General features: G+C 69.3%; 19 protein-coding genes. 14 read left to right on the top strand and 5 right to left on the bottom strand.

Annotated elements, in window-relative coordinates:
- Positions 1–204 precede the first annotated feature (204 nt).
- From ACN8HC_RS18415 to ACN8HC_RS18465, 11 genes are all read left to right on the top strand, one after another.
- Positions 205–618: a single-stranded DNA-binding protein gene (locus tag ACN8HC_RS18415; RefSeq protein ID WP_490076307.1), complete on the top strand. Its 414-nt coding sequence runs from the start codon at positions 205–207 to the stop codon at positions 616–618.
- A gap of 69 nt (positions 619–687) precedes the next feature.
- Positions 688–1824 (top strand): HAD-IIA family hydrolase, encoded by a 1137-nt coding sequence (locus ACN8HC_RS18420; protein WP_490076308.1) that lies wholly within the window; start codon positions 688–690, stop codon positions 1822–1824.
- Between the two features lie 128 nt (positions 1825–1952).
- Entirely contained in the window at positions 1953–2546 is a 594-nt protein-coding gene (locus ACN8HC_RS18425) for a hypothetical protein (RefSeq protein WP_490076309.1), read from the top strand.
- Between the two features lie 29 nt (positions 2547–2575).
- A complete protein-coding gene (locus ACN8HC_RS18430) occupies positions 2576–2893 on the top strand; it encodes a hypothetical protein (protein ID WP_490076310.1) in 318 nt (105 codons plus the stop codon).
- 4 nt (positions 2894–2897) lie between these two features.
- Positions 2898–3701, top strand: coding sequence for a TlyA family RNA methyltransferase (locus tag ACN8HC_RS18435; protein ID WP_490076311.1), 804 nt, complete (start codon positions 2898–2900; stop codon positions 3699–3701).
- Positions 3698–4627, top strand: a complete 930-nt coding sequence (locus ACN8HC_RS18440) for an NAD kinase (protein ID WP_490076312.1) — start codon at positions 3698–3700, stop codon at positions 4625–4627. The genes ACN8HC_RS18435 and ACN8HC_RS18440 overlap by 4 nt, the downstream gene beginning before the upstream one ends.
- Before the next feature lie 10 nt (positions 4628–4637).
- Positions 4638–6323 (top strand): DNA repair protein RecN, encoded by a 1686-nt coding sequence (gene recN, locus ACN8HC_RS18445; RefSeq protein WP_490076313.1) that lies wholly within the window; start codon positions 4638–4640, stop codon positions 6321–6323.
- A gap of 152 nt (positions 6324–6475) precedes the next feature.
- A complete protein-coding gene (gene pyrG, locus ACN8HC_RS18450) occupies positions 6476–8161 on the top strand; it encodes a CTP synthase (RefSeq protein WP_490076314.1) in 1686 nt (561 codons plus the stop codon).
- Positions 8162–8239: 78 nt separating this feature from the next.
- A complete protein-coding gene (locus ACN8HC_RS18455; protein ID WP_490076315.1) occupies positions 8240–8842 on the top strand; it encodes an NUDIX domain-containing protein in 603 nt (200 codons plus the stop codon).
- Positions 8843–8858: 16 nt separating this feature from the next.
- The gene (locus tag ACN8HC_RS18460) at positions 8859–10016 is read left to right on the top strand and encodes an aminotransferase class I/II-fold pyridoxal phosphate-dependent enzyme (RefSeq protein ID WP_490076316.1); all 1158 of its coding nucleotides are present in this window, start codon (positions 8859–8861) and stop codon (positions 10014–10016) included.
- Complete coding sequence (locus ACN8HC_RS18465; protein ID WP_490076317.1) at positions 10013–10459, top strand: NUDIX domain-containing protein; 447 nt, start codon at positions 10013–10015, stop codon at positions 10457–10459. The genes ACN8HC_RS18460 and ACN8HC_RS18465 overlap by 4 nt, the downstream gene beginning before the upstream one ends.
- A gap of 6 nt (positions 10460–10465) precedes the next feature.
- Here the strand turns inward: ACN8HC_RS18465 and ACN8HC_RS18470 are convergent, their stop codons facing one another.
- The 3 genes from ACN8HC_RS18470 to argG all read right to left on the bottom strand — a co-directional run bounded on the left by ACN8HC_RS18470 (position 10466) and on the right by argG (position 13524).
- Positions 10466–11131, bottom strand: coding sequence for a hypothetical protein (locus ACN8HC_RS18470; protein ID WP_490076318.1), 666 nt, complete (start codon positions 11129–11131; stop codon positions 10466–10468).
- 97 nt (positions 11132–11228) lie between these two features.
- Entirely contained in the window at positions 11229–12116 is an 888-nt protein-coding gene (locus ACN8HC_RS18475) for a patatin-like phospholipase family protein (RefSeq protein ID WP_490076319.1), read from the bottom strand.
- Positions 12106–13524 carry an argininosuccinate synthase gene (argG, locus tag ACN8HC_RS18480; protein ID WP_490076320.1) on the bottom strand — a complete coding sequence of 473 codons (1419 nt, stop codon included), beginning with the start codon at positions 13522–13524 and terminating at the stop codon, positions 12106–12108. The genes ACN8HC_RS18475 and argG overlap by 11 nt, the downstream gene beginning before the upstream one ends.
- 58 nt (positions 13525–13582) lie before the next feature.
- Between argG and ACN8HC_RS18485 the strand changes: the two genes are divergently transcribed.
- A complete protein-coding gene (locus tag ACN8HC_RS18485) occupies positions 13583–13957 on the top strand; it encodes a YchJ family protein (protein ID WP_490076321.1) in 375 nt (124 codons plus the stop codon).
- Here the strand turns inward: ACN8HC_RS18485 and ACN8HC_RS18490 are convergent.
- The gene (locus tag ACN8HC_RS18490) at positions 13951–14649 is read right to left on the bottom strand and encodes a phosphotransferase (protein ID WP_490076322.1); all 699 of its coding nucleotides are present in this window, start codon (positions 14647–14649) and stop codon (positions 13951–13953) included. The two genes, ACN8HC_RS18485 and ACN8HC_RS18490, sit on opposite strands and share 7 nt — an antisense overlap.
- A gap of 345 nt (positions 14650–14994) precedes the next feature.
- Here ACN8HC_RS18490 and aspS point away from each other — a divergent pair, with 345 nt between their 5' ends.
- On the top strand, positions 14995–16812 hold the full coding sequence (gene aspS, locus ACN8HC_RS18495; protein ID WP_490076323.1) for an aspartate--tRNA ligase: 1818 nt from the start codon (positions 14995–14997) through the stop codon (positions 16810–16812).
- 79 nt (positions 16813–16891) lie between these two features.
- On the opposite strand, the gene ACN8HC_RS18500 is transcribed toward aspS, so the two are convergent.
- Entirely contained in the window at positions 16892–17671 is a 780-nt protein-coding gene (locus ACN8HC_RS18500; RefSeq protein ID WP_490076324.1) for a GNAT family N-acetyltransferase, read from the bottom strand.
- Between the two features lie 19 nt (positions 17672–17690).
- On the opposite strand from ACN8HC_RS18500, the gene ACN8HC_RS18505 reads away from it, so the two are divergent.
- Positions 17691–19076 (top strand): replication-associated recombination protein A, encoded by a 1386-nt coding sequence (locus ACN8HC_RS18505; RefSeq protein WP_490076325.1) that lies wholly within the window; start codon positions 17691–17693, stop codon positions 19074–19076.
- Positions 19077–19116: the final 40 nt, after the last annotated feature.

A 19116-nucleotide genomic window follows, 5' to 3' on the forward strand; every position in this document is an offset into this window, starting at 1 on the left:
GGACGAGTCTGCCGACGACGGGCGTGGCGATGACGGCGCGCCGGCGGAGGACGACGCCGGCGCCTGACCGCGGCTCCGACTCATCCACATCCGCTTCCGGACAGCAGGTTCATGCACAACGCCGGGTGATGACCGGTGACGGCCCCCGGCGCACCCAGCATGCTGCTGCTACGAACGAGTGTTCGGAAAGACAAGGAGCGTGTGATGCCCACCAAGACCAAATCGTCAACCGTTGATGCTCGAGCGAGCCGGGCGAAGCGCGCATCTCCGGCCGCGACGAACGAGGTACACCTCATCGGTCGGCTCAGCGCGCCGCCAACAGTGAAGCACCTGCCCAGCGGCGCCGAGGTCGTGCAGTTGCGTGTGGTGGTCGATCGCCCCGCCACCGCGCTCCGCAAGGCAGGCGCCGGCGATACCGGTCGTACGCCGACTGTCGACACCATCGACGTAGCCTGCTGGACGGCCGACACCCGGCGCCGGGCGCTGTCGTATACCGGCACCGAGACGATAGACGTGACAGGTGCGCTGCGTCGCCGCTTCTGGCGCGGGCCGACAGGAGTGGCGAGCCGTTATGAGGTCGAGGCGGAGGCGGTGCGGGTCGTGAGAGGCGGCACCTGAGCACGGTGTCACCGCGTCAGCCGCAGGGCGGTGCGGCCGCGCTCGCTCTCCGTCGGCAAGATGGGTGTCATGTCGGAGAATTCAGTGGACCAGCCGTTGTCGGGCGAGTCACCAGCACGGCGGTCGGCATCGGGGAGCAGCAGCCCATCCGAGCACACCGGCGGGGACGTTGCGCGCGAGCCGCTGGCTGAGCGCTTTCCCGGACTGGTCTGCGACCTCGACGGTGTCGTCTACCGCGGTGCGCAGGCCCTGCCACACGCCGTCGAGTCGCTGGCCGACGCTCGGCGCTCCGGCGCTCGTATCGTCTATGCGACCAACAACGCGTCCCGCCCGCCCGCCGTGGTCGCAGAGGCGTTACGAAAGTTGGGAATCGCCCTCGACGACGCAGACGTGCTCACGAGTTCCGTCGCAGGCGCCCGGCAGCTGGCGAAGCAGCTGCCCACCGGCGCAAAGGTGCTGGCCATCGGCGGACCCGGAGTGGCTGAGGCACTGCATGCCGTCGACCTGCGGCCCGTCGATCCGGCAGACGCCGAGAACGTCTCCGTTGACGCCGTGCTCCAGGGTTACGGGAAGGAAGTGACGGCAGCCGCGCTCGGTGAGGCGGCCTATGCCATCCAAGGCGGCGCCCGCTGGGTGGCGACGAACGACGACCTGACCCTTCCGACCGAACGCGGGGTCGCACCCGGCAACGGGTCGCTGGTCCGTGCCGTTCGGTTGGCTGTGGACACCGACCCGGTCGTGGTCGGCAAGCCCGGCGCGCTGCTCTACGAACTGGCTGCGCAGGCATTGGGCACCGACACCGATCACACGCTCGGCATCGGTGACCGCCTGGAGACCGACATCGAGGGTGCGCATGCTGCCGGCATGAGCGCGCTGCACGTGCTGACCGGCGTTCACGGGCCGGCGGACCTGGTCCGCGCCCACGCCGACTCGCGACCCCGTTTCGTCGCCGAGGATCTCCGTGCGCTGTGCCGGCCGTACGACGAACCGCAGCGCAATCTCGACGGCCGGTGGGCGACGGAGACCGCCGCTGCCAGCGGTTCCGGTGCCGGCAGCAGCTTCCAGATCGACTACACCGACCGGTCGGACTCCGGTGGGCCGGACTGGATCGACCGGCTGCGCCTCGCGCTCCGAGTGCTGTGGGAAGCGATCGATGCGCAGGTCCTGACCCCGGACGAGGCCGTTGCGGCGCTGCCCTCGCGCTGAGGACGTCGGGTCGCAGGAGGCCCCAGGTCCGCAGCTGTCGGGCTAGCCTGGTCGAGGTGGCGATGACGGCGCGATGATGGCGCATTGCTGCGAGCGATGGAGGGACCGGCATGGCTGGAAGAGGCGATATGGCGATCAACAGCGTGAGAACAGCACTGCAGTTGCTCAGCGGAGCCGGTGAGCTCACCCGGGCGAAGGCGCTCGAGGCGGCATCGACGCTGCTCGAGCTGCCTGGCGTCGGCGACACCTCCGGGCGCGCCGGCCAACTCGCCGAGGAGTTGCTGCAGGCAGCGGCCGCCAACCAGCAGTTGGTGCACGACCTCGTCACGACCGAGTTCGAGCGCCAACTGACCCGGCTCGGTCTGGTGCGTGGCAGCGATCTCGAAGCGGCCCAGCGCAGGATCGAGGTGCTCGAAGCCGAGGTGGCGGCCCTGCGCCGGGCGAGCACCTCTCCGGGCAGCGGGAGCGATGCCGCGGCACCGACCCGAGCCAGCCGCGCAGCGATGAAACGCTCGGCTCCCGAGCGTTCGAGCGCGGCCAAGAAGACCACGCCGAGGACAGCGGGAGCCAAGAAGAGCGCGACCAAGACAGCCGCTGCGAAGAAGACCGCGGCCAGGGCCGGCGCAACGCCGAGGAAAGCGGCCACGAAAACCACGACGAGCAAAACCGGAGCCGCCCGGCCCACCGCCACGAAGCAGACCGGCCGCGGCGCGGCGAAATGACGGACGCGACGGCCGGTCATAATGGATCGGTGACCGACGCGGAGCAGACACCGAGCACACCAGCCCCGTCCCCACGGCTGTTCGCCCACCCGGCAGCACCGGCGACGGTGTCGGAGCCGAGCGCCGGCGACACCGCGGGCGAGTCGACGCAGGAGGCCGTCGACGACCGGTTTGCCTCGACCGGCGACGCTCGGGTCGACCAGGTCATCGCCCAGCTGCCCCACCCGGAGGAGCACGCAACCACAGACGGCACCCTTGCGGACCCGGAGCTGCTGGACGGGCACATTGCGGACATCACCTCGGTGCACCGTCAGCTGCAGCAGCGTCTCTCCGATCTCTCCGGCTGATCCGGTGCGGGCAGACGCAGCCCTCGTCGAGCGCGGGTTGGCTCGATCGCGGGCGGTCGCCAAGCAACTCATCGACGCCGGCCGGGTGACCGCTGCCGGCGTGCCCGTCACCAAGGCGTCAGCTGCCGTCGATGCCGCAGAACTCGAGGTGAGCGGCGAGGTCGATGACTGGGTCGGTCGCGCGGCATACAAACTGCTCGGCGCACTCGAGGCGTTCCCGATCGCCGCCCGCGGCCGCCGCTGCATCGATGTCGGCGCCTCGACCGGCGGCTTCACCCAGGTCCTGCTGAGCCGTGGCGCTCGCGAGGTCGTCGCACTCGACGTGGGTCACGGCCAGCTGGCCGCCGTGCTGCGCGCGGATGCGCGGGTGGTCGAGCGTTCGGGCGTCAATGTGCGTGACGTCCGGCCGGAGCAGCTCGGCGGCCCCTTCGACCTGGTGGTGGCGGACCTGAGCTTCATCTCGTTGCGCCTGGTCCTGGACCGGCTGGCCGCGCTCACCGCGTCGTCCGGTGACCTGGTCACTCTGGTGAAGCCGCAGTTCGAGGTGGGCAGGGAGCGCCTGGCACGCACCGGCGTGGTGTCGTCACCGAACGAGCGACACCGCGTCCTCCGGGAGGTGCTCGCCACGGTTGCCGAGGGCGGCCTCTCGGTACACGGGCTGACGGCGAGCCCCATCGAGGGCGGCACCGGCAATCGGGAATACCTTCTGTGGGCGCGGCACGAGCCGAGGGGCAGTATGTCGGACATGGACGTGCGGACGGTGCTCGGGCGACTGCTGGCGCAGGAGAAGGAGGCTCGGCGGGTATGACGAGACACGTCCTGCTGGTGGGCCATCCCGGCCGGCCCGAGGCGCTCCATGTCGCGGCAGAACTGGTGCACGGCCTGACGACGAACGGCATCGAGGTGGTCGGTCAGACCGGTGAACTCGGTGCATTCGGTGTGCTCGGCGAGCCCGGCGTCACCGGCCACGAGGTTCCCCGGCCGGACGGCGCAGAGCTCGCGGTGGTGCTGGGCGGCGACGGCACGATCCTGCGTGGCGCGGAGATCGTGCGCGAGTCCGGCGTGCCGTTGCTGGGCATCAACCTGGGCCATGTCGGATTCCTCGCCGAAGCGGAGCGCGACGACATCCATCACACCGTCCGCAAGATCGTCGACCGCGACTGGACAGTGGAGGAACGCGAGACCCTCGAGATCGAGGCGTTCCTCGCAGGGGAGTCGCTGTGGACCAACTGGGCGCTCAACGAGGCGTCTGTCGAGAAGGCGTCCCGGGAGCGGATGCTGGAGGTCACGCTCGAGATCGACGGGCGACCCCTGTCCACCTGGGGCTGCGACGGAGTGGTGATGGCCACGCCGACCGGCTCCACGGCATACGCCTTCTCCGCCGGGGGGCCGATCGTCTGGCCCGGCGTGGCCGCGATCCTCGTGGTGCCGATCTCCGCGCACGCCTTGTTCGCCCGGCCGCTCGTCCTCAGCCATGACGTGCACATCGCCATCGACCTCCGCGACACCACCGACGCCCAGGCCGTGCTCTGGTGCGACGGGCGGCGGTCGTTCGACGTGCCACAGGGCGCTCGCATCGAAGTGCGCCGGTCCGACCGGCCGGTGCGGCTCGCGCGGCTCACCGATGCTCCGTTCACCGACCGGCTCGTTGCGAAGTTCGACCTGTCCGTCTCCGGCTGGCGCGGCACCGATCGTCCCGGAGCTGGCGGGTCCTTGGCGGCGTGGGCTGGCTAGGCTGCGGCAGGTGTTGCGGGAACTGCGGATCCAGGGCTTGGGCGTCATCGACGACGCCCTGCTCGAGCTGTCACCGGGCCTCAACGTCGTCACCGGTGAGACCGGTGCCGGTAAGACGATGGTCGTGCAGGGCCTCGGGCTGTTGCTCGGTGGACGCAGCGACGCGGGACTGGTGCGCGGCGGCGCCGACAAGGCGTATGTCGAGGGCATCGCCGAGTTGCCGACGGACCACCCCGCCGTGGTCCGCGCGCAGGAAGCCGGAGCCGAGGTCGACGAGGAGCTGATCCTCGCCAGGACCGTGTCGGGGCAAGGCCGTTCACGAGCGCACATCGGCGGCCGTAGCGCGCCCGTCGGGGTGCTCGCCGAATTGGGCGAGCTGCTCGTCGCTGTCCACGGCCAGGCCGACCAGTGGCGGTTGCAGCGACCGGAGCAGCACCGCGTGATGCTCGACGAGTTCGGCGGGAAGCCGGTCGCGGCCGCGCTCGCGGCATACCGAGGCCTGCACACCACGTGGCAGCAGGTCCGCGCCGAGCTGGCCGACCTGACCGGCCGGGCGCGGGACCGGGCTCAACGCCTCGACCTGCTGACTGCGGCGCTGGAGGACATCGAGCGCGTGGACCCGGCGCCGGGCGAGGACCTCGAGTTGGCGGCCGAGTCCGAGCGGCTCACCCACGCCGACGGTCTGCGCGACGGGGCGGGCACCGCGCACGACGTGCTCGCCGGCAGCGAGGCGACCGATGACGCACCCAACGTCGTCGCGCTGGTCGGCCGGGCGCGGCAGGCGCTGGCCGGCCTCGTCGATCACGACGCCGAACTCGCCGCGTTGGACGGCCGGTTGCGCGAGCTCGGCGTGCTGGCCACCGACATCGCGGGCGATCTGGCGTCGTATCTGGCGGACCTCGAGGTCGACCCGGCACGGCTGGAGCAGGTGCAGCAACGCCGGGCGGATCTGACCGCCCTGCTGCGCAAGTATGGCGAGAGCATCGACGAGGTCCTGCTGTGGAGCAAGGCGGCAGCGCTGGAAGCCGCCGAGCTGGCCGGCTCCGACGACCGCATCGAAGCGCTGCGGGCGCAGCTCGCCGACCTGGAGCCCAAACTCGACGCCGCCGCGTCGGATCTGAGCTCCGCCCGGACGAAGGCGGCCCGCAAGCTGCAGAAAGCCGTCACCGAGGAGCTCGCGCATCTCGCCATGGGGTCGGCGAAGCTCACCGTGCAGGTGACCAGCGAGCCGGGCCGGCGCGGCCCGCACGGCATCGACGATGTCGAGATCCTGCTCGCGCCGAATGCCGGTTCGGCACCGCGCAGCGTGGCGAAAGCGGCCTCGGGTGGTGAGTTGTCCCGGGTGATGCTCGCCCTGGAGGTTGTCACCGCCGGCGGGACCGTCCCGACCTTCGTGTTCGACGAGGTGGACGCCGGCGTCGGAGGCGCTGCAGCGCTCGACATCGGCGCCCGGCTGGCCAGGCTCGCGCGGGGCGCCCAAGTCATCGTGGTCACCCACCTGGCCCAGGTCGCGGCATACGCCGACCGCCAGTTGGTGGTGCGCAAATCCAGCGACGACCAGGTGACCGCGAGCGATGTGACCGCGGTGGAGGGGGAGGAGCGGCTGGCCGAACTCGCGCGCATGCTCGGCGGTGTCAGCGACAGCGCCTCGGCCCGCGAGCACGCCCGGGAACTCCTGGACGCGGCGCGCCGGTAGTTGGTTCTCGCCGGGCAACACGCCGCACCGACGGTGCCGAATCGGACGAGATCGCCCCAGCACCAAGGGTTTTCGCGACGCCGCACGGAATTACGTACTGCGTGCTCCGTCCGCGCCGGGCGAGCGCGGCCGATGACGTAGACTGAGAGCCCGTGGTGGAGCAGACGAAACACATCTTCGTGACCGGAGGCGTTGCCTCTTCGCTCGGCAAGGGGCTCACCGCCTCCAGCCTCGGACACCTGCTCCGCGCTCGCGGGCTTCGGGTGACGATGCAGAAGCTCGATCCCTACATCAATGTCGACCCGGGCACGATGAACCCGTTCCAGCACGGTGAGGTGTTCGTCACCGAGGACGGCGCCGAGACCGATCTCGACATCGGGCACTACGAGCGGTTCCTGGACGTCAACCTCGCCGGGGACGCCAACGTCACGACGGGGAAGGTCTACAGCGAGGTCATCGCCAAGGAGCGACGTGGCGAATACCTCGGTGACACCGTGCAGGTCATCCCGCACATCACCAACGAGATCAAGGCCCAGATGCGCGCCCAGGCCGCGCCGGACGTCGATCTGATCATCACCGAGATCGGGGGCACGGTCGGGGACATCGAGTCGCTGCCGTTCCTCGAGGCGGCTCGTCAGGTCCGTCAGGACGTCGGGCGCGACAACGTCTTCTTCCTGCACGTGTCGCTGGTCCCCTACCTGGCGCCGAGTGGAGAGCTCAAGACGAAGCCGACCCAGCACTCGGTCGCTGCACTGCGACAGGTCGGCATCCAGCCGGATGCGCTGGTGCTGCGGGCGGATCGGGACCTGCCCGATGGGATCAAGCACAAGATCGCCTCGATGTGCGACGTCGACCTGGAGGCCGTGGCGGCCTGTGTCGACGCTCCGAGCATCTACGACATCCCGAAGGTGCTGCACGCCGAAGGCATCGACGCCTACGTCGTGCGGCGACTGGGCATGCCGTTCCGGGACGTCGATTGGCGCGCCTGGGACCGGCTGCTGGCGCGGGTCCACGAGCCGGAGCACCGGGTCGAGGTGGCGCTCGTGGGCAAATACATCGACCTGCCCGATGCCTACCTGTCGGTGACGGAAGCGTTGCGGTCCGGCGGTTTTCACCACGATGCCAAGGTCGTCATCCGCTGGGTCAAGAGCGACGACTGTACGACGCCGGCCGGTGCTGCCAAGGCGCTCGGTGGCGTGGATGCGGTGCTGGTCCCCGGCGGCTTCGGGGTGCGGGGGATCGAGGGCAAGCTGGGCGCGCTGCGGTGGGCCCGGGAGCACCAGGTTCCCACCCTGGGCATCTGCCTCGGACTGCAGTGCATGGTGATCGAATACGCCCGCAACGTCGCCGGCATCGAGGGAGCGTCCTCGACGGAGTTCGACCCGGAGACACCGGCACCGGTCATCGCGACCATGGAGGAGCAGAAGGCGTATGTCGAGGGCGCGGGAGACCTCGGCGGCACGATGCGGCTGGGCGCCTACCCGGCGCAGCTGCTCGGCGAGAGCGTGATCGCCGAGGCGTATGGCGCGACGAGTGTTTCGGAGCGACACCGGCACCGCTACGAGGTCAACAACGCCTACCGGGGCGAGCTGGAAGAAGCCGGCCTGATCTTCAGCGGGCTCTCGCCGGACCGTGAGCTGGTCGAGTTCGCCGAGTTGCCCCGCGAGGTGCATCCCTACTACGTCTCGACCCAGGCGCACCCGGAGTTCCTGTCCCGGCCCAACCGTGCGCATCCGCTCTTCGCCGGGCTGATCGGTGCGGCCATCGACCAGCAGCGGGCCGCGCGGCTCGTCGAGGTGGAGAAGCCGAAGACCGCCGATCCTGTTGCTGCTCAGTGAATCTCGCGAAAGGACACCATGAGCTCCCGGCATGATCGCCTGACGACTCCGCTCGCCGATCGACTCGATCCTCAGGAGGTGACCTCTTCGGAGGTGGTCTATCACGGCCGGGTCTGGGACGTGGTGACCGAAGACGTCCACCTCGGCGCCGGAGGCCACGTCAGGCGGGACTTCGTGCGCCATACCGGAGCGGTCGCGGTGGTGGCGCTGCGCGGTGAGCCCGGCGCCGAGGAGGTGCTGCTCATCCAGCAGTACCGCCACCCGGTGGGCGCGTTCGACTGGGAGGTGCCGGCGGGCCTGCTCGACAAGCCCGGTGAGGACCCGCGGGACGCGGCGGCGCGCGAACTCCGCGAGGAGGCAGACCTCGACGCCGGCACGTGGAATGTGCTGGTCGACCTGTTCACCTCGCCGGGCGCGCTGTCGGAGAACCTGCGCGTGTTCCTCGCGAGGGACGTGCACGACTCCGTGGCCGAGGACTTCGTGCGGGAGGGCGAGGAGCTCGACATGCCGACCGGATGGGTGGCGCTGGACGACGCCCTCGACGCGATTCTGGCCGGCCGGATGCACAACTCCATCGCCGTCTCGGCGCTGCTGGCGACCGACATCGGGCGGCGGCGTCAGTGGCAGACCTTGCGTCCGGCGGACGCGCCGTGGCCGGAGCATCCGGCATACCGGCAGTGACCGAAGGACCTGACCAATGAGCAGGCAACCGTCGGAACGCAGTTCGGTCGAGCCGTTCCATGTGATGGAGGTCGTGCGTGCGGCGGCCGCTCGGCAGCGGAGCCACGGCGACATGATCCTGCTCTGCGTGGGACAGCCGTCGACGCCGGCGCCGCGTGCCGCGCTGGACGCCGTGCACGCGGTGCTGGAGACGGACTCACTCGGTTACACCGAGGGTGACGGGATCCCATTGCTGCGGGAGACGATCGCGGCGCATTACCGCTCGGCGTACGACGTGGCGATCGATGTCGACGAGGTGTTGGTCAGCACCGGGTCGTCGGGTGGTTTCAGCACCGTGCTGCTGGCCGCGTTCGACGTGGGAAGCAGGGTCGCGATGGCACGTCCGGGTTACCCGGCATACCGGAACACGCTGCGAGCGTCGGGGATCGAGCCGGTCGAGATCGACTGCGGTGCGGCGACGCGCTTCCAGCTGACGGTCGAGCAACTGGACCGGGTACAGGCACAGTCCCCACTCGACGGAGTCATTGTCGCGAGCCCGGCGAACCCGACCGGCACGATCATCGCGGCAGCTGAACTCGCCGCGATTGCCGAGTGGTGCGCGGAACACGACGTGCTGCTGCTTTCCGATGAGATCTATCACGGCATCTCCTACGGTGCGGCGGCGCAGACCGCGCGCGCCTTCACCGACGAGGCGGTCGTCCTCGGCTCGATGAGCAAGTTCTGGTCGATGACCGGGTGGCGGGTCGGGTGGAACCTCCTGCCGGAGGCACTGCGCCGTCCGGTGGACGTGCTCCAGACCAATCTGGCGATCTGCGCGCCGGCGGTCTCGCAACATGCTGCCGTCGCTGCGTTCTCGCCGGAAGCACATGCCGAGTTGCAGCGCCATGTCGAGCGGTATGCCGTCAATCGCGACCTGCTGCTGCGCCGATTGCCCGAGCTGGGCGTGACGTCCTTCGCGCCGCCCGACGGTGCGTTCTACGCATACTGCGACGTGTCGCACCTCACCGATGACACGCTCCGGTGGTGCGCCGACGTGCTCGATCGCACCGGTGTCGCTCTCGCGCCCGGTGTGGACTTCGATCCGGTCAACGGCAACCGGTTCGTCCGGATCAGCTTCTGCGGCGCGACCGACGCGCTGGACGAAGCCCTGGATCGTCTCGTCGCGATCGCATGATCGAGCACATCAGGGTCAAGGCGATGGTGATCCTGCCGAACACGGACGGCAGGTCGCACGCGGTCGCCCGGCTGCGACCGACCGCTGAGAATCCGCACGGATACGACCGGCTCATCGGTGGCCACATCGAGCCGGGGGAGACGGCGCGGGCCGCGCTCGAGCGCGAGGTGGCCGAGGAGCTGGATGGCGAACTGGTCGAGACGCGTCTGCTGGACGTGCTGGAGAACATCTACCGCATCAACGGCCGGCTGGGGCACGAGGTGGTCTTCGTGTATGCCGGCACGCTGCGGGACCCCGCCATCATCCCGGCAGAGGGCAAGACGTTCACCGACGACGGGGACCCGATGCCGGTGTGGTGGCGACCGATCGACGACGTCGACGAGACGCATCCGCTCTACCCGCCGGGATCGGCCGAGCTCGCGCGGACGCTCGTCGACCGGTGAACCCTGTCAGGACTGCTGCGCGGAGTTCGACGGAGCGCCCGATCCGGACGCCGAACCCGACGGCGGCGTCATTCCCGGCCCGCAGTCGCCACGGGAACCGCGGCCGTCGAAGGTGTGCTGGGTGATGGTCTTCAGGTCGGCGCTGACGTCGTACCCGACGCGTTTGCCGGATTTGGTGGCGAGCACGTGGTAGTGGCCGTCGGAGGTCTTGACGACGTGCTCGACGGTGACCGCGCCCTCCTTGGCCTTGACCGCGGCGGTGACCTCGGCGAGCTGCGATCCGGTGACCGCAGTGCCTCGCATTCCTGAGCCGTGACCGCGCGGCCCGCGGGCGTCGAAGGTGTGCTGGGTGATGGTCTTCAGGTCGGCGCTGACGTCGTACCCGACGCGTTTGCCGGATTTGGTGGCGAGCACGTGGTAGTGGCCGTCGGGGGTCTTGACGACGTGCTCGACGGTGACTGCGCCCTCCTTGGCCTTGACCGCGGCGGTGACCTTGGCGAGCTGCGATCCGGTGACGGCGGTCCCGCGCGGGTGGCCGGGATGCATTGTGCCCGGTGTGGTCGTCGGCGGTGCCGACGGGGTGGAGCTCGCGGCGTGCGCGACGGCTGTCCCACCCGCGAGCAGGGCGCCGGTGGTGATGACGGTGGCAGCGATGCGTTTCGAGGAGGGCATGAGCATCCTTCGGTCCGGTGGCCGCGACTCGGCCGACTCAAGCCAAGCCTTCGGCCGCGTCCTGTCAGGAACCTGTCGCCGAGGTAGCAAGCGTGTGTCAGGCCAGCCCGAGGAATTCGCGTATGGCGGGCAGCTCCCGCTGGGCTTGCTCGTAGCCCGCCCGATAGCTCGCTTCGAGCACGGGCAAGCGGCGCTCGCCGTTGGCGACCGGTGCGATGTCGGGCACGAAAACGTAGGCTTTACCTGCTTTTTCGAGCTCGAAGAGCTGATGTCGTGTCTCGTTGTAGCGGGCCGCTCGAGTGCGCAACGCTTCCGCGACCGCCGGGTAGCGGCGGTAATACTGCTTGAAGAACCAGTCCTTGCCCTCTGGCTTCTTCACGTAGCAGCGAGGCTGGGTCAGCACCACGAAGAACTTCTCGTATCCGTCTGCTTGCGCCGCGTCCAGCGCAATGCCGCCCGACGTGCCGAGGGCGCCGTCGACATACACGTGGCCGTCCAGGTGGACCGGTGGCATGAGCACCGGCATGGACGCCGAAGCCTGCACTCTGGCAAGGAGATCCGGCAAGCTGGTCATGTCCTCGCGGCCCCAGTAGACGGTCTCGCCGGTGGTCGCGTCGAACGCCCCGATTCGCCACTGATCGGTCGACGCCGCGTAGGTCTGCCAGTCGAAGGGCAGCACGTTGTCGGGCAGTCCGGACTCCTGGTAGATGAACTGGGAGTTGAAGAAGCCCTGACGGCGCGCGAAGCTGCCCCAGCCGCCGAACTGCGGTTCCTGAGCGAACGTCGTGAATGATGCGTGCGCTCGCCAGGTGTCACGGGTGACGTAGTTGGAGGCGTTGGTCGCGCCCGAGGAGATCCCCACCATCCAGGTGATCCGGATGCCGGCCTCGATGAGCGAGACGACCAGGCCTGCCGAGTGACTGCCGCGCATGGCACCGCCCTCGAAGACGAGCGCAGTGTCCGCGACAACGTGCTCAGTCGACACCGAAGTCGATCGCCGCGCGATCCAGTGCGTCGTCCTCGTCGCCGTCCACGGCCGGGTTGGCCGAAATCGCAGCAGCACCACCGGGCCTGAGCTCGCCGACGAGTTCGGTCTCGCGCTGGGGGAGCGCTCCCAGTCCGGCATACAGCTCGAGCTTCGAGCGCGTGTCGGCGATGTCGAGGTTGCGCATCGTGAGCTGGCCGATCCGGTCGGTCGGTCCGAACGCCGCATCCTCCGTGCGCTCCATCGAGAGCTTGTCCGGGTGGTAGCTGAAGGTGTCGCCGCGGGTGTCGACGATCGAGTAGTCCTCGCCGCGTCGCAGCCGCAGCACGACCTCACCACTGATCGCCGAGGCGACCCAGCGCAGCAAGCCCTCACGGATCATCAGGGATTGCGGGTCGAACCAACGGCCTTCGTAGAGAAGACGACCCAGGCGACGTCCCTCGTTGTGGTACTGCGCGATGGTGTCCTCGTTGTGGACCGCATTGACCAGGCGCTCGTATGCCGCGAACAGCAGCGCCATACCAGGTGCTTCGTAGATGCCACGCGACTTGGCCTCGATGATGCGGTTCTCGATCTGATCCGACATCCCGAGCCCGTGGCGGCCGCCGATCTCGTTCGCGAGCTTGAACAGCTGGACCACGTCATCGAACGTCTGCCCGTTGATCGATACCGGCCGTCCGCGCTCGAATCGGACTGTGACTTCTTCGGTTTCGATGTGCACCTCCGGGTCCCAGAAGCGCACACCCATGATCGGCTCGACGATCTCCATGGACGTGTCGAGCAGCTCCAGCTTCTTGGCCTCGTGCGTCGCGCCGAGGATATTGGCGTCGGTGGAGTAGGCCTTCTCGGTGGAGTCGCGATAGGGAAGTCCCTTGGCCTGCAACCATTCCGACATCTCGTGCCGGCCACCGAGCTCGTCGACGAACTGGGCGTCCAGCCACGGCTTGTAGATGCGCAGGTCCGGATTGGCCAGCAGGCCGTAGCGGTAGAACCGCTCGATGTCGTTGCCCTTGAAGGTGGATCCGTCACCCCAGATCGACACGTTGTCCTCGCGCATGGCCCGGACCAGCAGCGTGCCGGTCACCGCACGGCCGAGCGGCGTGGTGTTGAAGTAGATCCGACCGCCGCTGCGGATGTGGAACGCCCCGCACGCGATGGCGGCCAGACCCTCCTCGACCAGCTGTCGCTTGCAATCGACCAGCCGGGACAGCTCGGCACCGTACTGGCCGGCCCGGCCGGGGACGGAGTCGATGTCCGGCTCGTCATACTGACCGAGATCGGCGGTGTAGGTGCAGGGCACGGCGCCCTTGTCGCGCATCCAGGCCACGGCCACCGACGTGTCCAGACCACCGGAGAAAGCGATGCCGACGCGCTCGCCGACGGGGATGGAGTTCAACACTTTCGACACGGCACAGCAGCCTACGGCCATCGGTCCGGCCACGGGCGAGCGGTCTACGGTGTGAACGGTGAGCACCGACGACCCCTGCCCCTGCGGCTCCGGCACGGCGTATGACGACTGCTGCGGACCGCTGCTCACGACCGAGCGGCTGGCGTCGACGGCCGAGGAGCTGATGCGCTCGCGCTACACCGCCTACTACTACGGCAACCGTGAGCACCTGTGGCGGACCTGGCATCCCAGCACACGCCCGCCGGAGGTCGTGATCGATCGGTCGATCGGTTGGAAAGGGCTGGAAATCCTCGAGGTTCGCGGCGGCGGGCCCGATGAGGAGACCGGCATGGTGGAGTTCGTCGCGTCATACGACGGGGGAACGCAGCACGAGCGCAGTCGCTTCGCCACACGCGCTGGTCGTTGGTTCTACCTGGACGGGGAGGACTACTGAGCGAGCCCATCGGTCAGATAGCGCACCAAACCGGCGGCGTTGTCGAGTTGCACCGCTTCGGCCGCGGGCATGAAGTCGACCCGATCGCGCCGGAAGGCCACGGCCTCGCCGAGGTGCGTCAGCGGTTCCGCGGCCCGCAGGAACGCGTCGAGCAGGTCGGTCGGGTCCGTCGCCTGGTCGTTGCGGTAGGCCAGCGCATAACAGGCGAGGATCACTGCGGTGACCGCGACGTCGAGCCCGGGCGGACCCCAGCACGCGTTCTCCCAGTCGATCAGTTGTGGCCCGGCCGGTGCCATCAGCACGTTGTTGGGGTGCAGGTCGAGATGGATCAGACTGTCGCCGCCCGTGCGCTGCGGCAGGTCGTGATCGCCGGTCGGGCGGTGCACGGCGTGCGTGGTGCGGTGCAACTGCGCGAGCAGCGTCATGGCGTCGTTCATCGTCAGGCGACCGGCCGTCATCTCGGCCAGCATCGTCGGCCCGTCGACCCGCTCGAGCACCAGGTCGGGTCCGTCGGCCGCCAACACGCGAGGGGTCGGAACACCGGCGGCTGACGCGGTATTCGTCGCTGTCACAACGCGATCCACCGGCCAGCGCTCGTCGCGATAGCGGCGCAGCACCCGGCGGTCGTCGAGCTCGTACACCAAGGCCGTCGCGCCCGTCGCGAGCAGCGCACCGGGCTCGCAGGTCGTCATTCCTCCAGCCTATTGAAGTCGGTCCCCAGCGGGGAGCGGCGTGGTCACATCACGCACCGGCGGCACCGACATCGTGCAGTAATCGATTTCCCGGCAGGACGGACGCCGTCATAGGATGGCGGACGCCCGAGGTGGTGGCGTGACGACCCACCGGGCGCTCGAGTCGTATGCCGGGCGCCGCCCGAAGGACGCGCGTGCGGCGTACCGACGAGAGGCCGAGATCTCCTCGGCGAAGGTGTGGTGGCACCGCGATCTGGCCCCCGCCCACACCTCCAGGGCTGCCTTCCCGGCAAGGTGCCCCACATCGCGACCTTGACGGGAACCGACCCGAAAGGAACGCACATCATGCTTCGCAACCACGACGCCGGCACTCTGCGTGCCGAAAACGCAGGCCAGACAGTCACGCTCGCCGGATGGATCGCCCGCCGGCGCGACCACGGCGGGGTCGCCTTCCTCGACCTGCGCGACGCCAGCGGTGTCGTCCAGGTCGTCGCCCGCGACGAGGTGCTGACCGGCGCCGCCCACGGGCTGCGCAACGAATACTGCGTTGCCGTCACCGGCACCGTCCGGCCTCGCGACAGCAAGGACGTCAACCCCGACCTGCCGACCGGCGAGATCGACGTCGTCGCCGACTCCATCGAGGTGCTGTCCGAGTCGGCGCCGCTCCCGTTCCAGATCGACGAGCGCATCAACGTCGGCGAGGAGGCGCGCCTGAAGTACCGCTACCTGGACCTGCGCCGGCCGGCGCAAGGTGGTGCAATCCGGCTGCGTTCCAAGGTGAACGCCGCAGCGCGCGCGGTGCTGGCCCAGCGCGACTTCGTCGAGATCGAGACTCCGACGCTCACCCGGTCCACACCGGAGGGTGCTCGCGACTTCCTGGTGCCTGCGCGCCTGCAGCCGGGCAGCTGGTATGCCCTGCCGCAGAGCCCCCAGCTGTTCAAGCAGCTGCTGATGGTCGCCGGGATGGAGCGTTACTACCAGATTGCCCGCTGCTACCGGGACGAGGACTTCCGCGCCGACCGGCAGCCGGAGTTCACCCAGCTCGACATCGAGATGAGCTTCGTCGAGGAAGACGACATCCTGGAGCTCGGCGAGGCGATCGCCAAGGCGCTCTGGGCGGTCATCGGCGTCGACATCGAGACGCCGTTCCCGCGGATGACGTATGCCGACGCGATGTCCAAGTACGGTTCCGACAAGCCGGACCTGCGCTTCGAGCTCGAATTGGTCGAGTGCACCGAGCTGTTCAAGGACACCACGTTCCGGGTCTTCCAGGCGCCGTATGTCGGGGCGGTCGTCATGCCCGGCGGTGCGTCGCAACCGCGCCGACAGCTCGACGCCTGGCAGGAGTGGGCCAAGCAGCGCGGTGCAAGGGGCCTTGCCTACATCCTGGTGCAGGAGGACGGCACGCTCACCGGGCCGGTGGCCAAGAACCTCACCGCGGCCGAGATCGCGGCCTTGCCGGCGCATGTCGGTGCGAAGCCGGGCGACTGCATCTTCTTCGCCGCCGGCGACGTGAAGTCGTCCCGCGCGCTGCTCGGCGCGGCCCGGCTGGAGATCGGTCGTCGCTGCGAACTCATCGATGAGTCGAAGTGGTCGTTCCTGTGGGTGCTGGACGCCCCGCTGTTCGAGCCGTCCGCCGAGGCCGTCGCCTCCGGTGACGTCGCGGTCGGATCGGGGGCCTGGACTGCGGTCCATCACGCGTTCACCATGCCCAAGAAGGAATACCTCGACACCTTCGACACCGACCCCGGCTCGGCGCTCGCCTACGCCTACGACATGGTCTGCAACGGCAACGAGATCGGCGGTGGCTCGATCCGTATCCATCGCAAGGACATTCAGGAGCGCGTCTTCAAGGTGATGGGCCTCGGCGAAGAGGAAGCGCAGGAGAAGTTCGGCTTCCTGCTGGACGCTTTCCAGTTCGGCGCTCCGCCGCACGGCGGCATCGCGTTCGGCTGGGACCGCATCTGTGCACTGCTCGCGGGGTCTGACTCCATTCGCGAGGTCATCGCCTTCCCGAAGTCCGGTGGCGGTTACGACCCACTCACCGCCGCGCCGGCCCCGATCACGGCGGCGCAGCGCAAGGAGGCCGGTGTCGACGCCAAACCGGCGAAGGACGCGCCGGCACCGCAGGGCGCGGAGGCGGTCAATCCGCGCACCAGCTGACCGAGCGCCGACCGGCACAGAAACCGGCGAGTGGCACAGCAGCAGCTATGCCACTCGCCGGTAGGTGTGCCACTGACCGTCAGACGCCGGGGCCGGCCGTATCGGCCGGTAGCAGCCTCCGGCTGCCCCACTCCCGCGCCACCGTGAAGCCGAGCCCGGTGTAGATGCGGCGCGCGCGGTCGTTGTCGGCATACATCCCGAGGGTGCAGACGCCGGCGCGGCCGATCGCCCAGCGGGTCAGCGCGGCGGTCAGTGCGACACCGAGTCCACGACCACGCGCCTTCGGGTGCACGACGATCCCGGCGAGATGCGGAGCACCGCCCGGAGTCCGATGTATGGCGCCGGCCGCAACCAGCTGTCCGCCGTCCCGGGCGCCGAGCCACAGCTCCGTCCGGCCGGTGCCCGGCTCCGACTCCGCGGTGGGGCTGCCGATCTCGTTGAGTGCCGAGATGACCCCAGCGTCGTGCACGTCATCGAGCGCGACGAGCCGCGCCTCCGCCGGCAGCATCGCGGGCGGCCGGTCGGTCCACATCCAGTCCCAGTCGCCGCCTGACACGAGCCGGTCGCCCAGGCGGTTCCTCAGCAACGGCAAGTGCTTCCGCTCGACGGCAATGCCGTTCACTTCATGCGGCAGATCGGTCAGCACGGCGTCGAGCACCTGCGGGACGTCGTCACCGCCCAGCACCGAGATGCCATGGATGTGCCGAGAATGCGAATGACGCTGGAACGCGACGGCATCGCCATGCACCCAGATGTCCGAGACATGCGGCCGCGCGAGGTCCCAGCGGATGAACGGGTCGTCGGCGAACAGCTGGTGCAGCGCGCTGCCCGGGAGGCGGCGAATCACGGTGTCCGGCACAGCCATTAGCGTGGCATGCGTGTCCGACGATCTGTTCAGCGCCGCCGGCGATGACGCAGCGGCGGGCGAGACCGCCGCGCCGCTCGCCGTCCGGATGCGCCCCCGATCGCTCGAGGAGGTTCGTGGCCAGCGGGAGGCGCTCAAGCCGGGCAGTCCGTTGCGCCGGCTGATCGAGGGTGCGAAAGGCGCTGCCGGACCGATCTCGGCGATCCTGTGGGGGCCGCCCGGCACCGGGAAGACGACCCTCGCGCACCTGGTCGCCAACGCCGCGGACCGGCGCTTCGTCGAGCTCTCCGCGATCAACGCCGGCGTCAAGGACGTGCGTGCCGTCATGGAGCAGGCGACGCGCGACCGCAGTCTCTACGGTCGGCAGACGGTGCTCTTCCTCGACGAGATTCACCGCTTCAGCAAGGCCCAGCAGGACGCGCTGCTGCCCGGTGTCGAAAATCGCCTGGTGGTGCTCGTCGCGGCCACGACCGAAAACCCCAGCTTCAGCGTGATCGCCCCGCTGCTGTCGCGGTCCATGCTCGTCCGGCTGGAGTCGCTCGGTGACGACGACATCGTCCGGTTGCTCGACGACGCGATCAGCGAGAGCCGCGGCTTGGCAGGGGAGTTCACCCTCAGCGAGGACGCTCGCGCGCATCTGGTCCGTATGGCGGGCGGCGACGCCCGGCGGTCCTTGACGGCATTGGAAGCCGCGGCCGGCGTCGCCCTGGACGCCGCACGCCCGGAGGTCCGTCCGGTGCCGATCGAGCTGCAGCACGTCGAGCAGGCGATGGCCACGGCCGCCGTGCGCTACGACCGCGCCGGCGACCAGCACTACGACGTCGCCAGTGCGCTCATCAAGTCGATGCGCGGCAGCGACGTCGATGCCGCGCTGCACTACCTGGCGCGAATGCTCGAGGCGGGCGAGGATCCGCGGTTCATCGCCCGACGCATCGTCATCAGCGCCAGTGAGGACGTCGGCATGGCCGACCCGACCGCCCTGCAGACAGCCGTCGCCGCGCTGCACGCTGTCGCGCAGATCGGGATGCCGGAGGCACGGATCATCCTGGCGCAGGCCGTGGTGCACAACGCGCTGGCGCCGAAATCGAACGCGTCGTACCGCGCCATCAACGCGGCGTTGGAGGACGTGCGCTCCGGGCGCGGGGGAGCGGTGCCGGCCCATCTGCGCGGTTCGGGGTATGCCGGTGCCGCCGCCCTCGGCCACGGGGACGGCTACCGCTACAGCCACGACGAGCCCGGTGGCGTCGGGCCACAACAGTACCTGCCCGACGATCTCGTCGACGCGGACTACTACCGGCCGACCGAGCGCGGGTGGGAGCAGAGTCTCGGCCCGCGGTGGCAGTCGTTGCGCGGCATCATTCGTGGTTCGTCGGACGCCCTTCCGCCGCGGCAACCGTGATGGTAAACAAGTAACGATCTCGTTTCAGGTGTCGTAAATA

This window comes from Flexivirga sp. YIM B11880, from assembly GCF_058148645.1.